This is a genomic window from Fodinicola acaciae (assembly GCF_010993745.1).
Taxonomy (GTDB): domain Bacteria; phylum Actinomycetota; class Actinomycetes; order Mycobacteriales; family HKI-0501; genus Fodinicola; species Fodinicola acaciae.
This window is the reverse complement of record NZ_WOTN01000001.1, coordinates 2,194,503-2,219,094: the sequence shown is the minus strand read 5'-3', so window position 1 is coordinate 2,219,094 and position 24,592 is coordinate 2,194,503. Positions and strand designations below refer to the sequence as shown.

The window sequence follows — 24,592 nt, the reverse complement described above, 5'->3', positions numbered from 1 at the left end:
AGAGACCGATGACCTGGGACACTCATCCGGCGCATTTCTGGATGCGCGGCGGCACATTTGGGCAACCGGTGGAATTCCACCAGGACTGGGGGATGTTCGACACGTACGGCTATTGGCACGTGTTCGGCTATCCGGAGGTCCGCCAGGTGCTCACCGACGCGGCGACCTTCACCGGTGACACGGACGGCGTGCTGCCCAAAGAGCTCGCCGACAGGTTTCCGGACGACGCACTGTCCACTTTGGATGGCGAGGAACACCGCAAGATCAGAAAACTCGTGAGCCACGCGTTCACACCGGCGATCGTCGCCGGCCTCGCGCCGCGGATTCGTACGCTGGCCAACGACATCCTGGACGGCGTCGGCGATCGCTTCGACCTGGTCGAGGAGCTGGCGTATCCGTTGCCGGTGACGGTCATCGCCGAGCTGCTCGGCGTGCCAAGTGAGGATCGCGCGTTGTTCCGGCAATGGGCCGACGAGGCGATCGGCGGATCGGACGACAATGACACGCAGAATGACACGCCGAATGACACGCAGAATGACACGCCGTCGATACGCGACTATTTTCTCGGTTACGTCGAGGATCGGCGAAAGCAGCCGCGCGACGACCTGCTGACGCTGCTGCTGCGGGCCGAAGCTGACGGCGACCGGCTGACCGACGACCAGATCGTGAGTTTCGCCAGTCTGGTGCTGCACGCCGGCCACATCACGACGACGAGCCTGATCGGCAACACGGTCTTGTGCCTGGACGCCAATCCGGACGCGGCCGACCGCGTACGCGAGGACCGATCGCTGGTGCCGGCGGTGATCGAGGAATCGTTGCGGTTTCTCAGTCCTCTCGCCGCGACCGATCGCGTCACGAGCGCTGACGCGAACGTCGGTGGCACGACGATCCCGGCGGGTCAGATCATCAAGGTCTGGCTCGGCGCGGCCAACCGCGATCCGCGGCAGTTCGCTGATCCGGACGTGTTCGACCTGACCCGCGATCCCAATCCCCATCTCGCCTTCGGACGCGGCGTCCATTTCTGCCTCGGCGCTCCGCTCGCGCGGCTGGAAGGCGCGATCGTGCTGGACGTACTGCTGGAACGGTTGCCTGAGCTGCGCGTCGAGGCGCCGCCAGAGTTCCTGCCGCATCCGGATTTCGTGAGTCCGCGGTCGATCCGGACATTCCGCGGGTAGCCAGGATCACGCTGGACACACGTCGAGCGCGCCGTTTACGCTGAGGCCGACACGGTCAGCGGCCCGCGGCCCGACCAGAGTTTTCCAAGCACAAGGGGAGAACTATGGCCACCGAGACGATCCGCCGCGGCGCTGCCGAGATCACCTATGGCGCTGACGGGCCACTGCTGCTGGTCCTCGGCCGCTGGCCGCAACACGTCCTGGACGCTCTCGCCGAGCGCGGCTTCCGGGTGATCCGCGTCGAGGACGTCGACGACCCGGCGGTGGTCGACGACGTCTGGGAACTGGCGATGTCGCCACCGGAGCCGGACGTACGGTCGAGCGTGCCGGCCGGCTGGTGGCGCGGCTATGCCGAGGCCGGATAGACGTACTGGCTCCACGCCGGCGTACGCCATGCCGGCAGACCGTCGCCGACGACCAGCGCGCCGACCTCCGGCGCCGGGTCGTCACCGGACAGCAGGCCGGTCAGCGCGCGCTGCGCTCGCCAGGCCTGTGCGTCCACCGCGACGGCCGTACGCCGACCGTCCTGCGCGGCGGCGACGGCGCCTTCGCGCAGCAGGAGCGGACGCCAGCCGTCCGGTCCGAGCCAGGCCGGCACCCGCCAGCCGACCCGGTGCGGCGCGACGCCGGCGACGCGTACGACGTTGCCGACCGCGATCGCGACGCCGTCCGCGCCGCCTTCCAGCGCCTCGGCGGCGACCAGGTCGGTCGCCAGCGCATCCGGGACGCCGGCCAGCTCGAGTGGTTCCGTGCCGTCGCGGCTCACCGTGCCGGCGGTGAAGTCGACGGTCAGCGGAAAACCCTGGTCCTCCAACAGGCCGGCGAGCAGCAGCGTCTCCGGGCTGACCGAGACCGGGCCGGTGGACGTGCCGATCCAGTGCAGCTCGCTGCGCTTGCCGCGCGGAGCCCACCGTACGGCCAGCCGGTGCAGCGAGTCGCGCGCGTCCTCCAGGATGCCGGCGTCGCCGCCGACGATGAGCAGCTCGGCGTCCTCGCGGTCGTCGCACACATGGCTGCGGAAGATCGGTGCCGCGTCCGCGTCGTCGCAGTACGGCAGCCGGACCAGCGGCGTGTCAGGCATCGAGCCGGCTCACCGCCGTTGGTTGGTCGTGCCGGCGGTCACTCCGCTGACCTGCGCGGGACGGTGCACCGTCGGGGTCGCGGCGGAGGCCGGCGCGCTGGAGTTGGCGCCGAGCAGCGCCACCGTGAGGCTGATCAGACCGCCGGCCGCGGCCGCCGTGACCGCGGCCATCCGCCGCCGCTCGCGGCCCGTACGAGCCCGCTCGTCCATCGCGTGATCACTTCGACCGGTCCCCACCGTCATAAGCCTGAGTCTGCGTGAACTACCTGACAATTCCCTGAGAAAGCACTCTTCAGTCAGTGAGAATGGCCGGTGGCCCGTGCGGCCGGAATCGTGACGGCCTGGAAAGATACCGATGTGAAGACTTTTGAGCAGTTGTTCGGCGAGCTGTCGGCTAAGGCCGCGGCCGGCGACCCGGCCTCCGGCACCGTGAAGGCGCTCGACGCCGGCGTCCACGCGATCGGCAAGAAGATCGTCGAGGAGGCCGCCGAGGTGTGGATGGCCGCCGAGTACGAGTCGACCGAGCGCACCGCCGAGGAGATCTCGCAGCTGCTCTATCACCTGCAGGTCGTGATGCTGGCCCGCGGCATCGGCCTGGACGACGTTTACGCCCACCTCTGAGGACCTGATGCAACCCACTCGTACGCTGCGTATCGCCCTGCCGAACAAGGGCTCGCTCGCCGAGCCGGCCGCGACCATGCTCCGGGAGGCCGGCTATCACCAGCGCGGCAGCCAGCGCGAGCTGGCCGCGCTGGACGCGAAGAACCATGTGGAGTTTTTCTACCTGCGGCCGCGCGACATCGCCACGTACGTCGGATCCGGCGAGATCGACCTCGGCATCACCGGCTGGGACCTGCTGCAGGACGCCGGCGTCGAGGCCGAGACGCTGCTCAAGCTCGGCTTCGGCGGCTCCACCTTCCGCTACGCGGCGCGCCCCGGCGCGGTGAAGGAGCTGGCCGACCTCAACGGACTGCGGATCGCCACGTCCTTCCCCGGCCTGGTCGCGGCGCACCTGGCGCGGCACGGTCACGCGGCGACCATCATCCGGCTCGACGGCGCGGTGGAAAGCTCCATCCGGCTCGGTGTGGCCGACGCGATCGCCGATGTCGTGGAGACCGGCAGCACGTTGCGCGCCGCAGGACTGGAGATCGTGCTCGACCCGATCATGGAGTCCGAGGCGGTGCTCGTACGCCGGCCAGGCGACCGCGACGAGTCCGTATGGCCGGCGGTGGAGCTGTTGCTGCGCCGGCTGCAGGGCGTCCTGGTGGCGCGGCAGTACGTGATGCTCGCGTACGACGTGGAGGAGGCGATCCTGGACCGCGCGACCGCCCTGACCCCCGGCATCGAGTCGCCGACGGTGTCCAAGCTGCGGCGCGAAGGCTGGGTCGCCGTGCAGGCGATGATCCTGCGGTCGGAGATGCATCCGATCATGGACGCGCTTTACGAGGTCGGCGCCCGCGCGATCCTCACCACCGACATCCACGCCTGCCGTCTGTAGCTGCGGCACATCGAGTGTGGAAAAGTCCCGCGTCGCGAGGCTGGTTTACCGGGATTTGTCCACACTCACAGCACGACTCAGCGGAGATAGGGTTCGCTGCCGTCCAGCACGCCGCGGCGGCGCAGTTCGGCGCGCAGGGGGATCTCGTCGTCGATCCAGCCGTCCTGCCGGACACCCCAGAAGTTGGCGTGGTCCGGGCCGCTGCCGAGCAACTGCCGTCGTACGGCCGAAAGTCCGAGCTGCCAGTTGGCGTCGGGGTGATAGCGCGGCTCGTCCAGTGGCCGGATCCACCGGTGCGTGTAGCCGACGAAGATGAGTTTTCGCGTGACGTCAGAGGTGTTGAGCGACCGCGAGTGCCACAGCCGGCGGTCGAAGACGAACGCGTCGCCGGCCTCGGCCTGGATTTCCACCGCGCCGGGCGGATTCACGTACGGATCGCTGGTTTTGGCCGGCCGGCCGGCCAGCTGGTTGTCCAGGTGGCTGCCGGGGATGATCTGGGTGGCGCCGCGCCCTTTCTCGGTGAGATCGGAAAGGACGAAGCAGATTTTCAGCGACAGCATGGGTCGCGGCGAGAGGTCGACGTCGGAGTTCTGCCGATAGCCGTCCTGGTGCCAGTTCCACGGCAGCGGACCCGGCTCGACCGGCGGATTGACGTCGATGTGGTTGTGGTGGCTGTAGATGTTCCAGCCGAGCAGGCTCCAGACATAGCGGAATGTCGTTGGATAGTCCAGAAGCTCGGCAAACTCCGGGTTGCGCGAAAAGAAACCGAGCAGGTGCAGCGAACGGTCGCCGCGCAGTCCGCCGGCGCGTTCTTCCTCGGCGTATATGGTGTCGACGGCATTGACCATCCGTCGGTGCGTAGCGGCGTCCAAAGCACCTGGAATCAGCAGCCAACCCTGTTCCTGGAAGCGCCGCCGCTCGGCCTCGCCGATCGGCTCGTACCGGCAGCTGGCATTCAGCACGTCGTCACTGATCGTCATGGATTTGTGGCCTATCGTCGTGAAAATTCCCGTCAGGTCGCGAGCGCTCGTTACTTTGGTCAACGCCTGCGCCGTCCGCTGGGTTGACCGGCGTCAAGAATTCTTTTCCGGCCGCTGGCGGCCAACCAGCAGCGCCGCGAGCCGGGCGTTTCGCTCAGTGAATGCGTGCCATTCGTACGGCGTGGCGGCGATACGCTCGCGTGCGGTGTCTTCGCCGCAGCTGCGCTGCGTCCATTCGACGAGCCGACCGGCACAGATGTCCAAACGCACCAGCACGCCGTCGCGCCAGCCGTACGCGATGGCGTCCGCGCAGCCGTGCACGGTGACTTTCTGTTCGGCGGTGATCCAGCCGAGGCCTTCGATCTCGGCCTGCAGCTGGCCGGCCAGCTCGAAGCTCAGCTCGGCCGCGGCCTTGTCGCGTTTTTCGGTCAGATCCGCGAGAGCCGCCGCCACGGCCCGCGTGTCTCGGTCGAGAAGAGTCCCGACGGCGGCGACCAGACCGTCGCGGTCGGCGATGTCGATGCCGCGTACGCGCGCCATGTCGCGCTCGGCGCCAGTGAGCCGGTCGGTGGCGTACGCGAGCGGAAAAGCCTGTGCAGGGCGGAAACCGCGGCGCGCACCTTCATGCCGCCGAGGTATGGTCCGAAAAGCCGGCCGCGCTCCGGTGTGCGTACGATCCGCAGCGTGCCGGCTTTTTCGTCCAGCCGCAGGAAAAGCGGCACCTCCATGCCGCCGGTGATGCGGTTCCACGGCGCCAGCCGGTGTTCGAGCAGGTTGCGTTCGAGCCAGGCGGCCTCGTGGTCTCCAGTCGCAGGCGAGTGCCTCCACCCGGCCGATTCGGCTGACCATCGCGGACAGGTGCTGGCGGTCGCGCAGGTCGCGCCAGTACGACGCGACGCGGCGGCGCAGGTCGACGGCGCGGCCGACGTAGAGCGTGCGGCCGCGGTCGTCGCGAAACCGGTAGACGCCTGGACCGGCCGGCAGCTGGCGGAGCGCCGCCGGCCTGCCTTTACGGGTCGAGGTCACCTGGGCTGCCTGCCCGTCGCCGCGGTGGACGTTACATTCGGAATCCGATTGCGTCGGGGAGAGCCATGACAGCGTACGTTTTCGACAACAGCCAGACCGTGCCGACCGCCAACCGGTTCGCCGCGCTGGAGCACCGCTATGACCCGGTCACCATCGACCAGCTGACCGAGCTGGGCGTCGACGCCGGCTGGCGGTGCCTGGAGGTCGGTGCCGGCGGCGGCTCGATCGCCAACTGGCTGGCCGAGCACGTCGGTCCGGCCGGATCGGTGCTGGCCACCGACATCGATCCGGCGCTGGTACGCGTCGACCGGCCGAACGTACGGGTCCAGCGGCACGACATCGTCGCCGACGAGCTGCCGGCCGGCCATTTCGACCTGGTGCACGCCCGGCTGGTGCTCCTGCATCTGCGCGACCGCCTGACCGCGCTGGACAACATCGTCCGAGCGCTCAAATCCGGTGGCTGGCTGCTGCTGGACGAGTTCGACTGCTCGTACCTGCCGGTGCTCGCCGCTCCCGACGAGGCCGCCGCCGAGCTGTTCACCAAGGTCAGCGGCGGCGTACACCGGCTGGTCGACGACCGCGGCGGCGACCAGCGTTGGGGCCTGCACGCCTTCGCCGCGATGCGCGCGGCCGGTCTGGTGGACTGCGGCATGCGCGGCTTCTCCGAGTCGTGGATCGGCGGCACGCCGGCGATCGGACTGCACCGCGCCAATGCCGTGCAGGTGCGCGGCGAGCTGGTCGCCAAGGGTTATGCGACGGACGCCGCGATCGAGGCTTTCCTTGTGTTGCTGGACAATCCGGAGCTGGCGGTGGCCTCCTATCCGCTGTTGTCCACCTGGGGCCGCCGGCTCGGATGACGGGCCGGCCGCGGTGCGCCACACTGATGGCATGCCGGCCGAGGAAGACGATGAGGACTGGCCGCCGCTCTACGACGAGAAGGAGTTCGACGAGTTCGTCAACCGGCTGGTGGCCATGGAACAGCCGCGCGCTTTCGCGCTGGTGGCCGAGTTGGGCGTACGCGCGGACGCGCAGGTCATCGGCTGGGGCCTGCAGTTCGCCGAGCACGTCGACGTGGCACTGACAGACGGCCGTACGCGGCTGAGCTTCTCCACCCTCGACCGGGTCGTACGCGTGTTGTCCAGCCGTGGCACCGTCCGTGTCGTCTATCTGCCGGTCGATCCGCTGCCTGACGACTGACGGATCTCGCTGCACTTTAGAGCCTGTTGGTAAACGGTGGTACGCGATAGCCGAGCCCAAACGCCGCCTGCCGGCACCGGACGAAACTCCACCATTGCGCTGCTATTTGGGGCTCCGCCCGGCACCGGCAGAGCGACGTTTGGATCTCGACTCTCACGCACCACCGTTTACCAACAGGCTCTCAGGGAAGCTGACTGACGGCTACCATCCGGGCGTGAAGCCGTTCGTCGGACGCGAGACGGAGCTGCGCGCGCTGCTCGCGGCGGCGGACGAGGCCGCTGCCGGGCAGGCCGGCCTGGTTGTGGTGACCGGCGAGCCCGGGATGGGCAAGACCCGGCTGCTGCGGGAATGTGCCGAAACAGCGGCGAAAACCGGTTTCGTGGTGCACACCGGCCGGTGCTGGGCCGGCGGTGACGCACCGGCGTTGTGGCCGTGGCCGAAGGTGCTCTCCGAGCTCGGACAGCCGGAGTTGGGGGAGGAGCGGGTCCCGCGGTTCGCCCGGTTCATGGCGATCGTCGAGGCGGTACGCGCCGCCAGCGCCGAGTGGCCGCGGCTGCTGATCCTGGACGACCTCCACCTGGCCGATCCGGACGCGATCCTGGTGACCCGGATGCTGGCGGCCGAGGCCGGCGCCTCGCGGCTGCTCGTACTGGTGAGCCGGCGGTCCACCGAGCCGCGGCCAGGCACGCCGTCGGCGGTGGCGCTGGCCGACCTGGCTCGCGAAGGCAGCACGATCGCCCTGACAGGCCTGACGCGTGACGACGTACGCGCATATCTGGCGGCCGTCGGTCAGCACCACGTCGACGCGGTCCGGCTGCGCGCGGCGACCGGTGGAAATCCGTTGTTTCTCAGCGAAGTCGTGGCACATGGCCAGCGTCCGCCGCCGGCGACCGTACGCGAGGTGATCGACGCGCGGCTGCGTCCACTCGCTCGCTCGACCGTCTCCGTACTCGCGCGCGCGGCCGTGCTCGGCGCCGAGAGCACTGTCGAGGAGATCGCCGCGATCAGTGGTGTTTCAGCGCGCGCGGTGATGGCGGTTGTCGCCGATGCGGTCGCCGCCGAGTTGGCCGAGCCAGCCGACGGCCGGCTGCGGTTCGTCCATGACCTCGTGCGCGAGGCGCTGGAGGACAGCCTGCCGGCCGGCGACCGGCTGGAGGCACACGCCAAGGCGGCCGCGATTTTCGCCGTAGGCAACGGTTCCGAGCACGTGACCCGGTGTGCGCACCATGCCGTACGCGCGGCGGCTCGGGGCCGGGTCGACGCTGAGTTCGCCGTGCACGCCTGCCGGCGCGCGGCCGCCGACGCGGTCCGCGCGACCGGATACGAGCGTGCGGCCGCTTGGCTCGCTCAAGCCGTCGACGTGCTCGACCGCGGACATCTGCACGGACCGCGCGCGCCACTGCTCACCGCGTGCGCCGAGGCGCTGCGGTCAGCCGGACAGCTGGCCGCGGCGAGGTCGGCATTCGAGGTCGCCAGCGCGGCGGCGACGGCGGAGGCCGACGCGGTCATGCTCGGTCGATCCGCGTTGGGCCTCGGCGGCGTGTGGATCAACGAGACGGTGACCGCGATCGACGCCGAGCGCATCCTCGCCCTCCAGCGCCGCGCGCTGGCCACGCTGCCGCCGGACGAACACGCTCTTCGCGTGCGCCTGGAGGCACGGATCGCGGCCGTCGACTGCTATGCCGGCGGGCCGGACGAGCCGGTACGGCAGGCGCTCGCGCGCGCACGCGCGCTCGGCGATCCGGACGCGCTCGGCGAGGCGCTGTCGATGCGCCACCACACGCTGATGGGTCCGGCCGGTGCCGAGGAACGGATCGCCGTCGCACGGGAGCTTGTCGAGGTCGCGACGCGCGCCGGCAACGACGTACTCGCACTCTATGGCCGCTGCTGGGCCACGATCGACGCGTTTCTGGTCGCAGATCCGGACGCCGAGCGTGCGTTGGCGGATTTGCGCGTACGCGCGCGGTCGCTCGGCCATCTGGGGATCGGCTATGTCGTCGACATCCTCGACATCATGCTGCTGCTGCGCGACGGCGAAGTCGCCGAGGCGGAGCAGCGCGCGGAAGGCTGCCTCGCCGGTGGTCTGGCCGCCGGCGATCCCGACGCGTACGGCTGGTTCGGCACGCAGATGCTGACGATCCGCTGGCTGCAGGACCGTGCCGGCGAGCTCGGGCCGGTGGCGGCGGAGCTGCACGCTTCCGCGTACGGTCCGGAGAAGGCGTACGCGGCGATGGCGGCGCTGGTGATGGCCGCCGGCGGTGACCTCGACGGCGCTCGGCGCTGCCTGGCGACCTACCAGCCGCGTGGTCCGGACGACGAGCGGCTGTCGTCGACCTGGCTGGGGCTGCAGGTGCTGTCGGCCGAGGCGGCCCGGTTGCTCGACGATCGAGAGTTGGCCGCCGCCACCGCGGCCAGGCTTGAGCCGTACGCACGACTCGCGGCACTCACGTCTTTCGCGGTCGTCTGCCTCGGATCCGTCGAGCGGTCGCTCGGCGTCTGCGCGATGGTCGCCGGGCAGTCGGCGGTCGCCGCGGAGCATTTCGCGGCGGCCGTGGCCGACAACGACAAGCTCGGCAACCGGCCGTTCGCCTGCCTGGCGCGTGGCGAGCTTGCCGATGCGCTCGCCGCGACCGGCGACGAGGAGGCCGCGATCGCGCACTGGCGCGGGGCGGCTGCGGCGGCCGCCGAGATGGGGCTGGCACGGCGAGCGGCCAGTTGGCGTACGCGGGCGGACGCGGCGGCACGACGAGCCGCGGAGGCGACGACCGGCGTTCTCGAGCGCGACGGTCGCGGCTGGTGTTTCCGGATCGGGCCGCGGACCGTCGAGGTCGCGCACTCGCGCGGCATGGCGCATCTGGCTGTCCTGCTCGGACGACCCGGCCGGTCGGTGCCGGCGGGGGACCTGGCCGGCTGGATCGGTGGCGAGTCGTCGCAGGAGGTGCTGGACGCGTCGGCTCGACACGCATACCGCCACCGGCTCGCCGACATCGACGCCGAGCTGGCGGACGCCGAAGCCTGCGCCGACCTCGGCCGCGTCGATCGCGCGAGGGCCGAGCGCCAGGCATTGCTCGGCGAGATCGCGCGGCACACCGGCGTCGGCGGCCGCGCGCGTACGTTCGTCGACAGCAAGGAACGCGCGCGTACGGCCGTACAGAAGGCATTGCGCCGCGCGCTGGAGGCCGTGGCCGCCGGCGACGCGGACCTCGGAGCGCGACTGAAAGCGGCGATCGTCACCGGCGCGGACTGCGTATATGAGCCCGGTCCCGGTCTGCCGCGCCGGTGGATCGTACGGTCGCGTGCGTCATGATCGGACGATGACAGAGCCGGCACTGCGCGCGAGCACCTCGTCGGGGAAGACCTGGGACGACCCGTCCGAGGAGCTGATCCTCCAACTGCTGGACGACATGGACAGCGGCGAGGAGTACTTCGTCATCATCGACCGGCTGGCGACGCCGCAGACCTACGTCCAGGTCGGTTTCGCGCCGACCGGCGAATACCAGGTCGAATACCGCGACGGCGGCCCCGACCGGCACTTCCAGGCGGTGGCCTCGGACAAGCGGCTGGTGCACGACGTGATGACCCGGTGGGCCTTCGACCGGCCCGGCTGGCAGGACCTGCTGCCGTGGCAGCCGCTGTTCCTGAGCAACTGACGGGTGCGGCACACTGGAGCCGTGAGTGAGCAGCGTCCGCCTGTCGTCCAGTCCAAACCGCGCCGGTTGACGCAGGTCTGCTGGTTCGTGGCTCCGTTCATCGTGATCCTGTTCGGACTGCTGTCCTTCGGCCTGTCCGGCCGCACCGAAGGCGGCGGCTACTTCAGCACCGGCGACCAGATCGCGATGGTGGGCCTCGGCATCCTGATGGGGCTGGCGGTGCTCTGGTTCACCAGGCCGCGGGTCTACGCCGACAGCAAGGGCGTACGCATCCGCAACATGGTCGGCTCCTACCAGCTGCCGTGGCAGGTGGTCACGGCCGTACGCTTCGACGACGGCTCGCCGTGGGCCACGCTGGACCTCGCCGACGACGACCAGGTCGCGGTGATGGCGATCCAGCGGCAGGACAAGGAGCGCGCGGTCGCCGCCGTGCGTGGCCTGCGGGCGCTGCTGGCGGCGTCGCGCGACGGTGACGCGGACGGCGATTAGCAGCGGCCGCGACCGGCCTGCTAGTATTCTGCGCTGACCGACCACCCGTGCGAGCGGGTGGCGTCAAGTGGAGCCCCGCTCCCACCCGAGTCGCCGTCGCACCATCAGGCGTCCGGGTCCGGTCCCGGCGACGGACCTCGTCGCCAGCTGTGGCGTTGCCGCAGTCAAAGGCCGGTTCAGCGAGGGCCCCGGGCATAGCCCAGGGCTCTTTTTGTTGTATTCGGGGCCCGCGCAAGCAGTGGCAGTAAGAAAGAAGAAATGGTTCCGTCCAAGGAGGCCCCATCAGCGTCGACCTGCGTGTGAACGACCAGATTCGCGCCAGAGAGGTGCGTCTAGTCGGTCCGGAGGGTGAGCAGATCGGCATCGTGCCGATCGACAAAGCGCTAGCACTGGCATCTGACACCGACCTTGACCTCGTGGAGGTCGCGGCCAACGCGCGGCCGCCGGTCTGCAAGCTCATGGACTATGGCAAGTTCAAGTACGAGAGCGCGCAGAAGGCCCGCGAAGCCCGCCGCAACCAGACCCTCACGGTCATCAAGGAAATGAAGCTTCGGCCCAAGATCGACCCGCACGACTACGACACCAAGAAGGGTCACGTCGAGCGGTTCCTGAAGGCCGGCGACAAGGTCAAGATCACGATCATGTTCCGTGGTCGCGAGCAGAGCCGTCCGGAGCTCGGCTTCCGGCTGTTGCGCAAGCTCGCCGAGGACGTGGAGGAGCTCGGCTACGTCGAGTCTCAGCCCAAGCAGGACGGTCGGAACATGATCATGGTGATGGCCCCGCACCGTGCACTGAAGACCGCGAAATAACGGCTGCCGCACCGCACTCCGCCGGCAACCGCCGGCCGGAGCCGACGGCCGCCGCCATGAAGGACGAGGAGAACATGCCGAAGCAGAAGACGAACAGCAGCGCCAAGAAGCGGGTACGCATCACCGGTTCGGGCAAGCTGCAGCGCGAGCAGACCAACCGCCGGCACCGCCTGGAGGTCAAGACCAGCAAGCGGTCCCGCCGGCTGTCCGCGATCGTCGACATCTCGCCGGCCGACAGCAAGACGATGAAGCGGATGCTCGCCCGCTGACCTTCGCAACGCCAGAACCGAACAGACCGCAGACGTAATCCCGCGCCGGCGCGGGACAGTGATGAGATAGGTGGACAAGTGGCGCGCGTGAAGCGGGCAGTCAATGCCCAGAAGAAACGACGGACCACGCTTGAGGCGGCCAGCGGCTATCGCGGCCAGCGTTCCCGGCTGTACCGCAAGGCCAAGGAGCAGCTGCTCCACTCCGCGACGTACGCCTACCGCGACCGCAAGGCGCGCAAGGGCGACTTCCGGCAGCTGTGGATCACCCGCATCAACGCGGCGGCCCGTGAGAACGGCATGACGTACAACCGCTTCGTGCAGGGCCTGAAGCTGGCCGGTGTCGAGGTCGACCGCAAGGTCCTCGCCGACCTGGCCGTCACCGACGCGCCGGCGTTCGCCGCTCTGGTCAAGGTCGCCAAGGAAGCCGTCGTCGGTCACACCGGCGAGTCGGCCGCCTGATCCGCTCCCTTCCTTCATGCAACCCGGGGATGGCCCGCTCTTCACCGAGCGGACCCCCCGGGTTGTCGCTGCGCGCAAGCTGACGCGGCGCGCGCATCGCGACAAGACCCGGCGGTTTCTCGCCGAAGGACCGCAGGCCGTGTCCGAGGCCGTACGGCTGCCGGACGTCGAGGTCTTCGCGACTCCTGAGGCCGCCGCACGATATGACGACATGCTGCAGGGCGTACGCGTCCACCTGGCCACCGAACAGGCGCTCGCCGGCCTCTCGGAAACCGTGACGCCACAAGGGATCGTCGCGGTCTGCTCGTTCATCGACGTGCCGCTGGCCGGGCTGCGGCCGTCGCTGGTCTCGGTGCTGGTGGAGGCAAACGAGCCCGGCAACGCCGGCACGGTCCTGCGTACGTCCGACGCGGCCGGGGCTGGCGCGGTCGTCCTCACCGACGGCAGCGTCGACGTCTACAACGGCAAGTGCGTACGGGCGTCGGCCGGCAGCCTCTTCCACCTCCCGGTCGTACGCGGCGGCGACGTTACCGAGATCATCGGCACGCTGCGAGCCGCGGGCGTACGCGTGCTGGCAGCGACCGGCGACGGCGAGGCCGACCTGTTCGAGGAGGCCCGTTCCGGCCGGCTGGCCGAGCCGACGGCGTGGCTGTTCGGCAACGAGGCACGCGGTCTGCCGGACACGGTCGCCACCCTCGCCGACGCGCGTGTACGGGTGCCGATTTTCGGTCAGGCGGAAAGCCTCAACCTCGCCGCGGCCGCCGCTGTGTGCCTCTACACAACGGCATCCTCACAGAGGTGACAAACGCTGGCCGGTGTGGGCCGGAAGAATGTGGCTTTGTGGACATCTCGGTGGCCGTCCGGGCACTAATGCGGCGAAACGGCCGTACGCCACTGTGCCGGCTGGCTAGGGTTGGTGGCGATGATCGGCAGCGGGGCAGTTCAGGGTGACGCGCGTGCCTGCGGGCGGCGCCACGGTGGTCGGACATGGTGATGGCAAGTGCCAGGGCCCGGACGGGCCAGCTCGACGCGGTCCGGGTGGCGCGGTCCGGCGTACGCTCCGGAGCCGTCGGCTGGGGCTGGCCGCTCGGCCTGCTGTTCCTGCGGCTCGGCATCATCGCCGTCGGCATGGGGGTCGTCTTCGGTGTCGCGCGGCTGCTGCACAGCCCGCAGGAGCTGCTCTACGCGCTGACCGCGGCGATGCCGCTCACCCTGGTCGCCAACCTGGTGAGCCTGGAGATCCTGATCTGGCGCGGCCACGCCGAGGGTTTCCGGCTGCGCCAGCTGATCGGCTTCCGCGGCGGCTTGGTGCCGGTGCTGAAGGACCTCGGCTGGAGCCTGCTGTGGCTGCTCGGCCTGCAGCTGCTGTTCACCGTCACGCTCGTCGGCGTCACCTATCTGCTGGCCCGGCCGACCGACCTGATCAGCCTGGTCAACGGCGTCAACCGGCTGTTCGTCGACCGGATGGGTCCGCAGGTCGCGCTGAGTTTTCCGCTCTGGTACAGCATTCTGATCGCACTGTTGTTCCCGCTGGCCAACTCGCTGTTCGAGGAGATGCACTATCGCGGCTACGTCCAGCCACGGCTGATCGCGCGATCCCGGCACACCTGGATCGGCATCCCGATCACCGCGGTGGCCTTCGGTGTGCAGTATGGCGCGTACGCGTGGGCCTGGGGGAGTGTGCCGGTCTTCATGGCCGCGTACTTCGTCTGGGGACTGTTCGCCGGCGTCATCTCGCACCTGCACCGGCGGATCCTGCCGCTGTTGATCGCGCATTTCGTCGTGTCGATCCCGGTGGCCGGCCTGCCTCTGACGTACTCCGCATTGAACGCGTTCGCCGCCTATCTGCGCTGAAGATCGCAGGGACTCCCGCGTGCGCCTCGTGCCAATGCCAGGAACTTAATGTCGGTCTCGGTTGGGTCGGTTCCCCACCCCGTGCGTCTGATGCACGGGATGCTCCGTTCACCGCATGCTGCGGCCGTCCTGAGTGTGCGGATGTGGTCGTGGTCCAGGATCTGTGGTGACGGCTGGTCGAGTGTGGTCACATCCCGGTACGACTGGCCCTCAGATGCGGGATTTTTCCGCGCTCGATGCGCGAGACAGGGAAAGCGATCCGGACGACCTCAAGTTCCTGGCATTGGCGCCTGGTGCACGTGGGGAGTCCCTGCGGATTTTCTTTAGCGCCAGCGTTGCCAGGAAGGCTCCAGCTCCTTGTGGCCGGCGGCGTGACGTTGCGGTGCGATCTTCGCGGCCGCTGGTGTGGAGCCGGGGCCGCCGGCGAGCCGGATGGCGATCCGGTTCTGCAGGTCGGTCGGCGTCGGCGTCGCGTATTTGTTCATGATGATCGCGAAAACCAGCGGCGTGCCGTCCGGTGCGGTGGCATAGCCGGACAACGCGGTGGCGCCGGTCAGCGTGCCGGTCTTGGCGTGGACGTTGCCGGCCGCCGGTGTGCCGACCATCCGGGTCTCCAGGGTGCCGCCGACCAGCTGGCCGGGCTTGCCGGCGATCGGCAGCGCGTCGTAGAAGGTGGTGAACCAGCGCCGCTTGCGCACCACCGACAACAGGTCGGCCACCGAGCGTGCCGACGTGTGGTCGTCGAAGGACAGGCCGGAGCCGTCGAAGAGCCGCATCGCCGACGTGTCGATGCCGGACGCGCGTACGTGCGCCTTGACGATCCCCAGACCGGCGCTCCAGCTGCCGACGCCGGTGACCTTCTTGCCGATGGACTTGGCCAGGATGTCGGCGATGCCGTTGTTGCTGAGCTTGAGGAACGGCGTGAGGATCGCGCTGAGCGGCGCGGACTGCCGGGCGGCCAGCGTCGGCGCGCCGGCCGGCAGCGTGCCGTGCGCGGTCGCGCCGGCCACCGTGACGCCGTGTTTGGCAAGCGCGACGCGGAAAACGCTGGCCGCGTAGAGCGCCGGGTCCTCGACCGTACGGAGCTTGACGACGGCCGCGCCGCCGGCCGGGATCGATCCGGTGACGACCACCTTGTTGGCACCGGCCGGCCGGTCGACGGTCAATGTGTTGGCTGAGCCGGCGGCGCCGGTGGTGGCGCGGTTGTCGACGGTCACGTAGCCGGTCGCCGGGCTCAGCGCGACAGCGGCCGGCTGCCCCTGCGTGGTCGGCGTCGTGGTGACCTGTACGGCGCCGGTGTCGTAGACGTCGTCGACCGCAAGCGTCAGCGCCGAGATCTGCGACGCGTACGCGAACGGAGCGTCCGTCGGATCCCAGCGCGGGTTCCACCGCTGGCTGTCGAAGTAGGTGTCGTCGGCGAGCAGCCGGCCGGTGACGGTGCGTACGCCGTTCGCGGCGATTTTCGCTGCCAGCGCGTCATATTCGGCCGCGCGTACGGTCGGGTCGCCGGTGCCCTTGAGCACGAGGTCGCCACGCAGCGTCGAGCCGCCGAGCGGGCCTGTCGCGCCGACCGTTGTCTGGAAGCGGTGGTCGGGGCCGAGCAGGTCCAGCGCGGTGAGAGTGGTGAACAGCTTGGTGTTCGACGCCGGCGTCACGGCCGCGTCGACGGTGTGCGCATAGAGGCTGGTGGCCGTCGCGGCGACGCGTACGTCCACACCGTAGACGGCGTTGGCCAGCCGCGGATCGGCGAGGATCTTGTCCAGGTCGGCCGGCAGCGTCGGATCCTGGTGCGCCACGGCGCGCGGGATCGCCGCGTCCGACGGCGTACTGACCAGCGTGGCGCTCAGCGCCCCGAGCGCCAGGAGGCTCAACAAAGCCCCGGCAGTGCGGCGATACGTCACTGCGAAATCCTCTCTTGCATTCGGATCCATGGACCGTAGCCAGCCGCCGTAGCAGACCACATCTGCCCGTGGGCATATTCCGCACGCACCTGGTAGTGCCGGCAAAACAGAAGCGGCCCCGGTCGGGTTGAACCGGGGCCGCGAACTGTCGGCTACGGGTTGTGGTGGCCGGTGACGATCGTGTCGACCGCTTTGCCGAAGAGGCCGTATTTCTCGGAGTACTGCACGGGGTAGATGCCGGGTGGGTCGGCGGGGCGGTTGGGGTCGATGTAGCGGTTGCCGAGGTTGCAGTGCACCGCGATGATGTAGTGCCGCCTGGTTTTGCCGGGCAGTGAGTCGACGATGCCGGCGTCGTTGCCGGAGGTGTCCACGAAGCCGGTCTTGTGGGCGAAGTTGACCTGGGCGGCTGCCTGGCAGGGGCGTACGTCCTGGCCGTAGACGCGGCCGGCGGCGGTGACGGTGCCGTCGGCGGGGTTGATCCACCGGTCGGAGATCCTCTGCGGGATGCCGGGCGCGGGGTAGGCGCGGCCGCACCAGTTGGTGGTGGACAGGGCTTGGTTGAGCGCCTGTTCGTTGAGTTCCTTGAGGAAGAACGCGCGGGAGGTGGCGCTGAGTGCGTCGCGGGTGACCGGTGTGCCGTCCGGTGCCTTCCACAGGGTGCCCGGTGTGCCGTTGAGGATGAGGAAGAGTTTGGCGGTGTCCAGGGCGCTCATGATGTTGTCGACCCAGCGGCCGCCGTCGACCGGGCGGGTGCCGTTGATCTGCAGCATCGGCAGGCCGATGCCGGCGAAGTAGTCGTTGAGGCCGGTGACGTAGTTGTGCTGGTGGAGCAGCTTGACCATCGCGCAGGCGGACTCGTTGCGTGACACGGTGATCATCTCGTCGAAGAACTGGCGGATCGGCTTGGTGACCTTTCCGCCGCAGGAGCTGGTGGACGGTGCCCCGGTCGGGTCGTAGGCGTACTGGTCGTCCAGGGAGATCTCGCCCTTGTCGACCAGCTGCAGCACGCCGAAGCCGACCATCATCTTGAACACCGACGCCGGATACGGCGACATGAAGTCGATCGGTGCGTTCTCGCGGCCGGGGATCGCGTCCTTGACGCCCTGGCCGTTGTTGTTGTCCCAGGTGTCATCGTCCCAGGCGCGATAGCGGACCTGGTCGGTGGACAGGTTGGCGTCCAGCGGCACGATCTTGCCGGTCGGATACTGCGGGCTCATCACCACATCGGCGGCGGCGATCGGCCGGCCGGCGCTGTCCAGCTCGATGACCGCCGCGTCCAGCTGCGGGTTCTGGTGAATCGGCGCTGGCGTCGCTTGCGCGGTGGCAAGCGTACGCAGCCGCTGCATCACCTGAGCCGGCGACGGCTCCGCACCGTCCTTCTCGGCCTGGGTCTTGCCGACCAGACGCGCCGCGGTCGAGCCGGGCGGGGTGGTGTCCAGGACGTTCTTCCAGTCCTGCTGCGCGACCGCGGCCCGCAACTGCGCGGCCAACCGCGCGTTACGCCAACTCTGGCCGCCGGTGGTCTCGGCCGAGGCGTTGCCGATGCCGGCGACGACCACGCCGGTCGCGACCAGCGCGGCGACCGTCGCGGCGGCGGCGACGCCGTACCACGGCAGTCTGCGCCGATGGGATTTCATCAAGTTTGCCCTCCGTGTGTGTTTATTAGGGTGAAAACTTCGGATCGGACAGCGGTATGGCGAAAATGCTTTCCAACGTTATAACAGGCGATCGACGTCGCCGGCCGCCGAAGGTGCTTATCGGCCGAAAGTCGCGGAACGGTCAGTGGTAGAATCGTTACGTGATGTGTGATCGTCGATTTCCACGGCCCGCCGGGGCCGTTCTCGACGCACGCTCAGCTGCCTGAGCGCAGCGCGCCGGTCTCGCGGGCCGCGGCGCAGCCGCGAGCGACCGACTCCATAGACTCTCCGACAGGCAGAGTCCGCACACCGGAAGCGATCACACAGCGATGTCAGGTGCCAACGATCCGTACGATCCCAAACAGGTCGCCGCGCTCAGCGAGGAAGCGCTGACGACGGCCGTCGAGTCGGCCGAGAAGGCGTTCGCGGCCGCCGCGGACCTCGACGAGCTGACCGCGTTGAAGTCCCCGCATCTCGGCGACCGCTCGCCGGTGCTGCTGGCCCGCCGCGAGATCGGCGCGCTGCCGCCGCAGGCCAAGAAGGACGCCGGCCAGCGGGTCAACCACGCCCGGCAGGCGATCCAGGCCGCCTACGACGGCCGCCGCGAGCAGCTGGCCGCCGAGCGCGAGGCGCGCGTACTGGCCGAGGAGGCTGTCGACGTGACGCTGCCCGGCGGTCGCCGGCCGGTCGGCGCGCGGCATCCGCTGACCACCGTCTCCGAGCTGATCGCCGACACGTTCGTCGCGATGGGATACGAGGTGGCCGAGGGGCCGGAGGCGGAGACCGAGTGGTTCAACTTCGACGGCCTCAACTTCAAGCGCGACCATCCCTCCCGCAGCCTGCAGGACACCCTGTTCCTCGACCCGCCGGAGGACGGCGTCGTCCTGCGTACGCACACCTCGCCCGGCCAGCTGCGCTCGCTGCTCTCTCGCGACCTGCCGGTGTACGTGGTGGTGCCGGGCCGCACGTATCGCGACGACGAATACGACGCCACGCACCTGCCGGTGTTCGCGCAGGTGGAGGGCCTGGCGGTGGACCGCGGCCTGACCATGGCGCACCTGCGCGGCACGCTCGACCGGTTCGCGATGGCGCTGTTCGGCCCGGCCGCCAAAACCCGGCTGCGGCCGCACTTCTTCCCGTTCACCGAGCCGAGTGCCGAGGCTGACCTGTGGTTCCCACAGGCCAAGGGCGGGCCCCGGTGGATCGAATGGGGTGGCTGCGGCATGGTGCATCCCAACGTGCTGCGCGCCGCCGGCATCGACCCGGACGAATACTCCGGTTTCGCGTTCGGCATGGGGATCGACCGGACGATCATGTTCCGGCACGGCATCGCCGACCTGCGCGAGTTCGCCGAAGGCGACCTGCGTTTCACCCGCCACTTCGGACTGGAGGCATAGCACCATGCGGGTCCCGCTTTCGTGGCTGGTCGAGGTCGTGCCGGCGCTCGCCGGCAAGACCGCGGCCGAGGTCGCCGACCTGTTCGACAACCTCGGTGTCGAGGTCGACGAGATCGTCACCACCGGCCCGGCCGACGTGTCCGGCCTGGTGATCGGCGAGGTGCTGGAGTTCGAGGTCCTGGAGGGCCTGAAAAAGCCGATCCGCTGGTGCCAGGTCCGAGTGTCCACAAAGGACAGCGACGATGCGGTGCGCGGCATCATCTGTGGCGCGCAAAACTTCGCCGCCGGCGACCGGGTCGTCGTCGCGCTGCCCGGCTCCGTGCTGCCCGGCGGTTTCGCCATCACCGCGCGGAAAACGTACGGTCACGTGTCCGACGGCATGATCTGCTCGGCGCGCGAGCTGGGCCTGGGCGACGACCACACCGGCATCATGGTGCTGCCGCCGGACACCGAGATCGGCGCCGACGCGGTGGGGTTGCTCGGCCTGCACGACTCGGTGCTGGTCACCGAGCCGACGCCTGACCGTGGCTATCAGCTGTCCGTACGCGGCCTGGCGCGCGAGCTGGCCGCGAAGCTGGACACCGACTTCGCCGACCAGGGAGCCGTCGAGCTGCCGGCCGGCGACGAGCCGGCTTTCCCCGTCGTCATTGACGATCCGACCGGTTGTGACCGGTTCAGCTATCGCGTCCTGCGCGGTTTCGACCCGGCGTCACCGAGTCCACTGTGGATGCGCGCGCGGCTGGCGAAGGCCGGCGTACGGCCGATCTCGCTGGCCGTCGACGTGACCAACTACGTGATGCTGCTGCTCGGTCAGCCGATGCACGCGTACGACCTGGCCAAGCTGGCCGGCCGGATCCTGGTGCGGCGGGCCGCCGACGGCGAGACGCTGACCACGCTGGACGACGTCGAGCGCAAGCTGATCGGCGGCGAGGACCTGCTGATCGTCGACGACGAGCGGATCCAGGGGATCGCCGGCGTGATGGGCGCCGCGCACAGCGAGATCACCGCGGCGACCACCGACGTACTGCTGGAGGCCGCGCACTTCGACCAGCGCACCACCAGCCGGACGATCCGCCGGCACGCGCTGCTGTCCGAGGCCGGCCGGCGGTTCGAACGCGGCGTCGACCCCGAGATGGGTCCGGTGGCGATCGCGCTCGCGACCGAGCTGCTGTCCACGTACGGCGGTGCGCGCGCGGAGGGCGGTGTCGGCATCGTCGGCGCGCCGGAGCCGCCGACGGCCATCGAGCTCGACCCGTCGCGCGTGTCGAAGCTGGTTGGCGTCGACTACTCCAGCGCCACCGTCGCGCGCCGGCTGGAGCAGGTCGGTTGCACGGTCGCCGGTGCGGACCTGCTGACCGTCACGCCACCGACCTGGCGGCCCGACCTGGTCGAGATGGCCGACCTGGCCGAGGAGGTCGCGCGCGTCGACGGCTATGACCGCATCGAGCCGGTGCTGCCGGCCGCGCCGGCCGGTGGCGGCCTGACCCGCCGGCAGCGCCGTCGCCGTGCGGTGTCGCGCGCGCTGGCATACGGCGGATACGTCGAGGTGCCGTCGTTCCCGTTCCAGTCGGCCGACGTGCTCGACGCGCTGCGTGTGCCGGCCGACGACGAGCGGCGCCGGCTCGTACGGATGGCCAACCCGCTCTCGTCGGATCAGGCGTTCCTGCGCTCGAGTCTGCTGCCCGGCCTGCTCGCGACCGTCGTTCGCAACCTCGGCCGAGGGCTCGGCGACGTGCCGGCGTACGAGACCGGCACGGTTTTCGTCGAGCGGACCGACCGGCGGCCGGCACCGGTGCTCGCCGGTGCGCGTAAGCCGACCGACGACGAGATCGCCGCGCAAAACGCGGCCCTGCCGATCCAGCACGAGCACGTGGCGATCGCCGCGACAGGCGCGGCTGAGCCGGCCGGTTGGTGGGGTCGCGGCCGCGAGCTGACCTGGGCCGACGCGATCGACGCCGTACGCCTGGTCGCCGACGCCGCCGACGTGACGATCGAGCTGGCCGCCGCCGAGCAGGCGCCGTGGCATCCCGGCCGCTGTGCGGCGGTGAGGGTCGACGGCGCGGTGGTCGGCTATGCCGGTGAGCTGCATCCGGCGGTGTGCGAGGCGCTGGAGCTGCCGAAGCGAACGGTCGCCGCCGAGCTCGACCTCACACTGGTCCTGGACGCCGGCACGCCGGAGCCGTCGGCGCCGAAGGTCTCCGGCTATCCGCCGGCGACCCAGGACGTGGCGCTCACCGTGCCGGCCGCAACGCCGGCGGCCGCCGTGGCCGCGGCACTGCGAGACGGTGCCGGTGAGCTGCTGGAGGACGTACGGCTCTTCGACGTCTACGCCGGTGAGCAGGTCGGCGCCGGCCGCAAGAGCCTGGCGTACACGCTGCGCTTCCGCGCGCCGGACCGCACGCTGACCGTCGACGAGGCGACGGCGGCGCGACAGTCGGCGGTCGACGAGGCCGTACGCCGGTGTGGAGCCGTCCAGCGCGTCTGACCGTCACAATCGGGACCCGATTGTGCCGACTCGGTTTTGCCGGTGGTGCCGTGGACTCTAGCATAGGGGCGGCAAAACCGAGGCGCTGGCTGTCGGAGCGCTACATGCACCTTTCGCCCAATTGCGCGGTGTCGGGCATGCCGTGGCGTCCTGGTAGATGGCGAGACGGGCCACTATGTGGGACGGACAAGGATCTGTAACGCTAAATGTCTGGCTTGCGTGGTTCATGGGGCGCTAGATGCAAGAAAAACGGCTTTCACTGCCACGTGGCCGCCATGCGCTGTGACTGGTGTGACTCTTGAGGCCGCCAATGCTGTTGTGACTCAGGTGGGTCGACTTGCTCGTCCGCGCTTCCTCGACCATCTAGAGGTCGCTGAGCTTCCGGCCGACGACCGCTACATACCGCAGTGGCGTGCCATCGGTCGACAGCCGGTGCTCGTACGTGTGCGACTCCACGATCTTGAGCGCACCGTCCTGCACGGCGCGCTTGATCAGGCCGGAGAAGCCGGAGGTGTCCCGGTCGGAGAGGAAGTCGTCCTTGATCGTGATGGCGATCCAGCCGCCGTCGGCGACCAGGTCGTACGCGACGCGGAAACAGTCGGTCGGGATGTCACCGAAGCCGAGGGCCGCCACGCAGGTCAGCGCGGTGAACCGGTGGTCGCGCAGCCGGGTCGTCTGCTCGGCGGTCAGGTTGGCCATGTCGGCGACGAGATAGTCACGATAGGTCCCCGGCCGGTCGCGGCGTGCCGCCTCGGCGGCTTCCGGCAGCAGGTCGGCGCCGACCAGGTAGCCGACGCCGATCCGGGTCAGTTCCTCGGCCACCAGGCCGTTGCCGGCGCCGAGGTCGAGCACGCGCAGGTCGGCGGCCGGCGTGCCGTCCTCTCGCAGCCCGCCGGCGAGCAGCGTGGCGATGGTCCGTGGTGAGGTGCAGCGCAGTACGCGATGGAAAAGCTGTTCGTACAGTCCTGGCATCCGATAGATGTCGGCATAGTCGTGAAAACGGAACTCTCGCCATTTTCCATCGACGTCGACCAGGCACCATTCGGCGTCCTGGTCGTAGGAGGTGGACGGCTCTGGTAGTGCGATCCGGAATTGGTTTTTTGGCTCTGTGGCAGGGATCGAGGCATCACTTACCGGCATGGTGCGGTTGCTCCTTCGCTCTCGTGAGGCGAGGTCGTCGAGGAATAGCGCCAAAAACTCGGTAGAGGTGAAAAAAATTCGCGGTCTCGTCACAATAGCAGAGCTGGTTGACTGTCAGCATCTTTAACCGTACGAATATCCGCGTCGCCGAGGCGTCGTTTACCGTGTTTACCAGCGAAGATGGCCGCTCGCAAGATTTTGTTGGTCACATCGGCGCCGGTGACTGGCGAGCGCCATTCCTATGACCGAGGGTCGTCGCCGGCCGGCTCTCGTCAGCGGGGCTCCGGCCGGGTAGAAACGAGTCATGCTGCAGAGGGTCAAGCCGCGGATGGTGCGACTGGTCGCGTCCTCGGCGCTGCTCGGCCCGGCTTTCGTGGCCGCCGTCGCGTACGTCGACCCCGGCAACGTCGCGACCAACGTGTCGGCCGGCGCGCGCTATGGCTATCTGCTCGTCTGGGTGATCGTGGTGGCCAACCTGATGGCCGGCCTGCTGCAGTATCTGTCCGCCAAGCTGGGCCTGGCCACCGGTCGGTCACTGCCGGAGGTGGTACGCGACCGGATGCGCCGGCCGACCCGGCTGGCGTACTGGCTGCAGGCCGAGGTGGTTGCGGCGGCGACCGACCTGGCCGAGGTGATCGGCGGCGCGATCGCGCTCAACCTTCTCTTCGGCCTGCCGATGCTGGTCGGCGGACTGGTCACCGGCGTGGTGTCGCTGGGACTGCTGGCCGTACAGAACCGGCGCGGTCAGCGGCCGTTCGAGCGGCTGATCTCCGGCCTGCTGCTGGTGATCGCGGTCGGCTTCGTGGCCGGCCTGTTCTGGTCGCCGCCGTCGCCGGCCGGCGTCGCCGGCGGCCTGCTGCCGGGCTTCGCCGGCACCGAGAGCGTGCTGCTGGCCGCCGGCATGCTCGGCGCGACCGTGATGCCGCACGCGATCTACCTGCACTCGGCGCTCGCGCGCGACCGGCACGGCATGGTGGCCGGCGACGACCGCAAACGGATGCTGACCGCCACCAGGTACGACGTCGTACTGGCGATGCTGCTGGCCGGCACCGTCAACCTCGCCATGGTCCTGCTCGCCGCCTCCGCGCTGCGCGGCCGGCCTGGCGTCGACACGCTGCAAGGCGCGCACACCGCCATCGGCGACGTGCTCGGCGCGCCAGTCGCACTGCTGTTCGCGATCGGCCTGCTCGCCTCAGGCCTCGCCTCCACCTCGGTCGGTTGTTACGCCGGCGCGGTGATCATGCAGGGCCTGCTCAAACGCCGCATCCCACTGCTCGTACGCCGGGTGATCACCCTGATGCCGGCGGTCGCCATCCTCGCCCTCGGCGTGGATCCAACCTGGGCCCTTATCCTGTCGCAGGTGGTGCTGTCCTTCGGCATCCCGTTCGTCATGATCCCGCTGGTCGCACTCACGGCCCGGCGCAGCATCATGGGAGAGTCGGTAAACGCCCCCGCGACGACGATCATCGCCAGCACCATCGCCGGCGCGGTGATCGTCCTCAACGTAGCCCTGGTCTATCTCACGATCACCGCCTAAGCGCGACA

General features: G+C 69.4%; 24 protein-coding genes. 17 read left to right on the top strand and 7 right to left on the bottom strand.

Features of this window, described 5'->3' with window-relative positions; all coding sequences use genetic code 11:
* Positions 1-8: 8 nt before the first annotated feature.
* Positions 9-1,175 (top strand): cytochrome P450, encoded by a 1,167-nt coding sequence (locus GNX95_RS10305; RefSeq protein ID WP_163506872.1) that lies wholly within the window; start codon positions 9-11, stop codon positions 1,173-1,175.
* A gap of 104 nt (positions 1,176-1,279) precedes the next feature.
* Entirely contained in the window at positions 1,280-1,540 is a 261-nt protein-coding gene (locus tag GNX95_RS10300) for a hypothetical protein (RefSeq protein ID WP_163506871.1), read from the top strand.
* Here the strand turns inward: GNX95_RS10300 and GNX95_RS10295 are convergent.
* Both GNX95_RS10295 and GNX95_RS10290 read right to left on the bottom strand, forming a co-directional pair.
* Positions 1,522-2,256, bottom strand: coding sequence for a hypothetical protein (locus GNX95_RS10295; protein ID WP_163506870.1), 735 nt, complete (start codon positions 2,254-2,256; stop codon positions 1,522-1,524). The genes GNX95_RS10300 and GNX95_RS10295 overlap by 19 nt on opposite strands.
* Before the next feature lie 9 nt (positions 2,257-2,265).
* Entirely contained in the window at positions 2,266-2,493 is a 228-nt protein-coding gene (locus GNX95_RS10290; protein ID WP_163506869.1) for a hypothetical protein, read from the bottom strand.
* A 120-nt stretch (positions 2,494-2,613) separates the two neighbouring features.
* Here GNX95_RS10290 and GNX95_RS10285 point away from each other — a divergent pair, with 120 nt between their 5' ends.
* Together GNX95_RS10285 and hisG are read left to right on the top strand one after the other, a co-directional pair.
* Positions 2,614-2,877, top strand: a complete 264-nt coding sequence (locus GNX95_RS10285) for a phosphoribosyl-ATP diphosphatase (protein WP_163506868.1) — start codon at positions 2,614-2,616, stop codon at positions 2,875-2,877.
* Positions 2,878-2,884: 7 nt separating this feature from the next.
* Positions 2,885-3,754, top strand: a complete 870-nt coding sequence (gene hisG, locus GNX95_RS10280) for an ATP phosphoribosyltransferase (protein ID WP_163506867.1) — start codon at positions 2,885-2,887, stop codon at positions 3,752-3,754.
* Between the two features lie 77 nt (positions 3,755-3,831).
* On the opposite strand, the gene GNX95_RS10275 is transcribed toward hisG, so the two are convergent.
* Together GNX95_RS10275 and GNX95_RS10270 are read right to left on the bottom strand one after the other, a co-directional pair.
* Complete coding sequence (locus GNX95_RS10275) at positions 3,832-4,734, bottom strand: phytanoyl-CoA dioxygenase family protein (protein WP_163506866.1); 903 nt, start codon at positions 4,732-4,734, stop codon at positions 3,832-3,834.
* 93 nt (positions 4,735-4,827) lie between these two features.
* A complete protein-coding gene (locus GNX95_RS10270; protein WP_163506865.1) occupies positions 4,828-5,760 on the bottom strand; it encodes a hypothetical protein in 933 nt (310 codons plus the stop codon).
* A gap of 65 nt (positions 5,761-5,825) precedes the next feature.
* On the opposite strand from GNX95_RS10270, the gene GNX95_RS10265 reads away from it, so the two are divergent.
* The 10 genes from GNX95_RS10265 to GNX95_RS10220 all read left to right on the top strand — a co-directional run bounded on the left by GNX95_RS10265 (position 5,826) and on the right by GNX95_RS10220 (position 14,487).
* The gene (locus GNX95_RS10265; RefSeq protein ID WP_163506864.1) at positions 5,826-6,617 is read left to right on the top strand and encodes a class I SAM-dependent methyltransferase; all 792 of its coding nucleotides are present in this window, start codon (positions 5,826-5,828) and stop codon (positions 6,615-6,617) included.
* Positions 6,618-6,648: 31 nt separating this feature from the next.
* Positions 6,649-6,957: a hypothetical protein gene (locus tag GNX95_RS10260; RefSeq protein ID WP_163506863.1), complete on the top strand. Its 309-nt coding sequence runs from the start codon at positions 6,649-6,651 to the stop codon at positions 6,955-6,957.
* A gap of 214 nt (positions 6,958-7,171) precedes the next feature.
* Entirely contained in the window at positions 7,172-10,264 is a 3,093-nt protein-coding gene (locus GNX95_RS10255; RefSeq protein WP_163506862.1) for an AAA family ATPase, read from the top strand.
* Between the two features lie 7 nt (positions 10,265-10,271).
* The gene (locus tag GNX95_RS10250) at positions 10,272-10,607 is read left to right on the top strand and encodes a hypothetical protein (protein ID WP_163506861.1); all 336 of its coding nucleotides are present in this window, start codon (positions 10,272-10,274) and stop codon (positions 10,605-10,607) included.
* 21 nt (positions 10,608-10,628) lie between these two features.
* Positions 10,629-11,096, top strand: a complete 468-nt coding sequence (locus GNX95_RS10245; protein WP_163506860.1) for a PH domain-containing protein — start codon at positions 10,629-10,631, stop codon at positions 11,094-11,096.
* Between the two features lie 299 nt (positions 11,097-11,395).
* Complete coding sequence (infC, locus tag GNX95_RS10240; protein WP_163506859.1) at positions 11,396-11,905, top strand: translation initiation factor IF-3; 510 nt, start codon at positions 11,396-11,398, stop codon at positions 11,903-11,905.
* Positions 11,906-11,979: 74 nt separating this feature from the next.
* Entirely contained in the window at positions 11,980-12,174 is a 195-nt protein-coding gene (gene rpmI, locus GNX95_RS10235; RefSeq protein ID WP_163507970.1) for a 50S ribosomal protein L35, read from the top strand.
* A gap of 78 nt (positions 12,175-12,252) precedes the next feature.
* Complete coding sequence (rplT, locus tag GNX95_RS10230; protein WP_163506858.1) at positions 12,253-12,633, top strand: 50S ribosomal protein L20; 381 nt, start codon at positions 12,253-12,255, stop codon at positions 12,631-12,633.
* A 16-nt stretch (positions 12,634-12,649) separates the two neighbouring features.
* On the top strand, positions 12,650-13,435 hold the full coding sequence (locus GNX95_RS10225; protein ID WP_163506857.1) for a TrmH family RNA methyltransferase: 786 nt from the start codon (positions 12,650-12,652) through the stop codon (positions 13,433-13,435).
* Between the two features lie 185 nt (positions 13,436-13,620).
* Positions 13,621-14,487, top strand: a complete 867-nt coding sequence (locus GNX95_RS10220; RefSeq protein ID WP_163506856.1) for a CPBP family intramembrane glutamic endopeptidase — start codon at positions 13,621-13,623, stop codon at positions 14,485-14,487.
* 323 nt (positions 14,488-14,810) lie between these two features.
* Here the strand turns inward: GNX95_RS10220 and dacB are convergent, their stop codons facing one another.
* Positions 14,811-16,388 carry a D-alanyl-D-alanine carboxypeptidase/D-alanyl-D-alanine endopeptidase gene (gene dacB / locus GNX95_RS10215; RefSeq protein WP_163506855.1) on the bottom strand — a complete coding sequence of 526 codons (1,578 nt, stop codon included), beginning with the start codon at positions 16,386-16,388 and terminating at the stop codon, positions 14,811-14,813.
* 152 nt (positions 16,389-16,540) lie between these two features.
* Entirely contained in the window at positions 16,541-18,025 is a 1,485-nt protein-coding gene (locus tag GNX95_RS10210) for a serine hydrolase (RefSeq protein WP_163506854.1), read from the bottom strand.
* Between the two features lie 329 nt (positions 18,026-18,354).
* On the opposite strand from GNX95_RS10210, the gene pheS reads away from it, so the two are divergent.
* The gene (pheS, locus tag GNX95_RS10205; RefSeq protein WP_163506853.1) at positions 18,355-19,422 is read left to right on the top strand and encodes a phenylalanine--tRNA ligase subunit alpha; all 1,068 of its coding nucleotides are present in this window, start codon (positions 18,355-18,357) and stop codon (positions 19,420-19,422) included.
* 4 nt (positions 19,423-19,426) lie between these two features.
* Entirely contained in the window at positions 19,427-21,907 is a 2,481-nt protein-coding gene (gene pheT, locus GNX95_RS10200) for a phenylalanine--tRNA ligase subunit beta (RefSeq protein WP_163506852.1), read from the top strand.
* 363 nt (positions 21,908-22,270) lie between these two features.
* On the opposite strand, the gene GNX95_RS10195 is transcribed toward pheT, so the two are convergent.
* Positions 22,271-23,047: a class I SAM-dependent DNA methyltransferase gene (locus GNX95_RS10195; RefSeq protein ID WP_163506851.1), complete on the bottom strand. Its 777-nt coding sequence runs from the start codon at positions 23,045-23,047 to the stop codon at positions 22,271-22,273.
* Between the two features lie 304 nt (positions 23,048-23,351).
* Between GNX95_RS10195 and GNX95_RS10190 the strand changes: the two genes are divergently transcribed.
* Positions 23,352-24,584 carry an Nramp family divalent metal transporter gene (locus GNX95_RS10190; protein ID WP_163506850.1) on the top strand — a complete coding sequence of 411 codons (1,233 nt, stop codon included), beginning with the start codon at positions 23,352-23,354 and terminating at the stop codon, positions 24,582-24,584.
* The last annotated feature ends 8 nt before the right edge of the window (positions 24,585-24,592 follow it).

Bases quoted from the DNA above. Each gene is read 5' to 3' on its own strand.
- GNX95_RS10305 (WP_163506872.1), top strand. From the start codon at position 9: ATGACCTGGGACACTCATCCGGCGCATTTCTGGATGCGCGGCGGCACA.
- GNX95_RS10300 (WP_163506871.1), top strand. From the start codon at position 1,280: ATGGCCACCGAGACGATCCGCCGCGGCGCTGCCGAGATCACCTATGGC.
- GNX95_RS10295 (WP_163506870.1), bottom strand. From the start codon at position 2,256: ATGCCTGACACGCCGCTGGTCCGGCTGCCGTACTGCGACGACGCGGAC.
- hisG (WP_163506867.1), top strand. From the start codon at position 2,885: ATGCAACCCACTCGTACGCTGCGTATCGCCCTGCCGAACAAGGGCTCG.
- GNX95_RS10275 (WP_163506866.1), bottom strand. From the start codon at position 4,734: ATGACGATCAGTGACGACGTGCTGAATGCCAGCTGCCGGTACGAGCCG.
- GNX95_RS10265 (WP_163506864.1), top strand. From the start codon at position 5,826: ATGACAGCGTACGTTTTCGACAACAGCCAGACCGTGCCGACCGCCAAC.
- GNX95_RS10260 (WP_163506863.1), top strand. From the start codon at position 6,649: ATGCCGGCCGAGGAAGACGATGAGGACTGGCCGCCGCTCTACGACGAG.
- GNX95_RS10250 (WP_163506861.1), top strand. From the start codon at position 10,272: ATGACAGAGCCGGCACTGCGCGCGAGCACCTCGTCGGGGAAGACCTGG.
- rpmI (WP_163507970.1), top strand. From the start codon at position 11,980: ATGCCGAAGCAGAAGACGAACAGCAGCGCCAAGAAGCGGGTACGCATC.
- GNX95_RS10225 (WP_163506857.1), top strand. From the start codon at position 12,650: ATGCAACCCGGGGATGGCCCGCTCTTCACCGAGCGGACCCCCCGGGTT.
- GNX95_RS10220 (WP_163506856.1), top strand. From the start codon at position 13,621: ATGGTGATGGCAAGTGCCAGGGCCCGGACGGGCCAGCTCGACGCGGTC.
- GNX95_RS10210 (WP_163506854.1), bottom strand. From the start codon at position 18,025: ATGAAATCCCATCGGCGCAGACTGCCGTGGTACGGCGTCGCCGCCGCC.
- pheS (WP_163506853.1), top strand. From the start codon at position 18,355: ATGTCAGGTGCCAACGATCCGTACGATCCCAAACAGGTCGCCGCGCTC.
- pheT (WP_163506852.1), top strand. From the start codon at position 19,427: ATGCGGGTCCCGCTTTCGTGGCTGGTCGAGGTCGTGCCGGCGCTCGCC.
- GNX95_RS10195 (WP_163506851.1), bottom strand. From the start codon at position 23,047: ATGCCGGTAAGTGATGCCTCGATCCCTGCCACAGAGCCAAAAAACCAA.
- GNX95_RS10190 (WP_163506850.1), top strand. From the start codon at position 23,352: ATGCTGCAGAGGGTCAAGCCGCGGATGGTGCGACTGGTCGCGTCCTCG.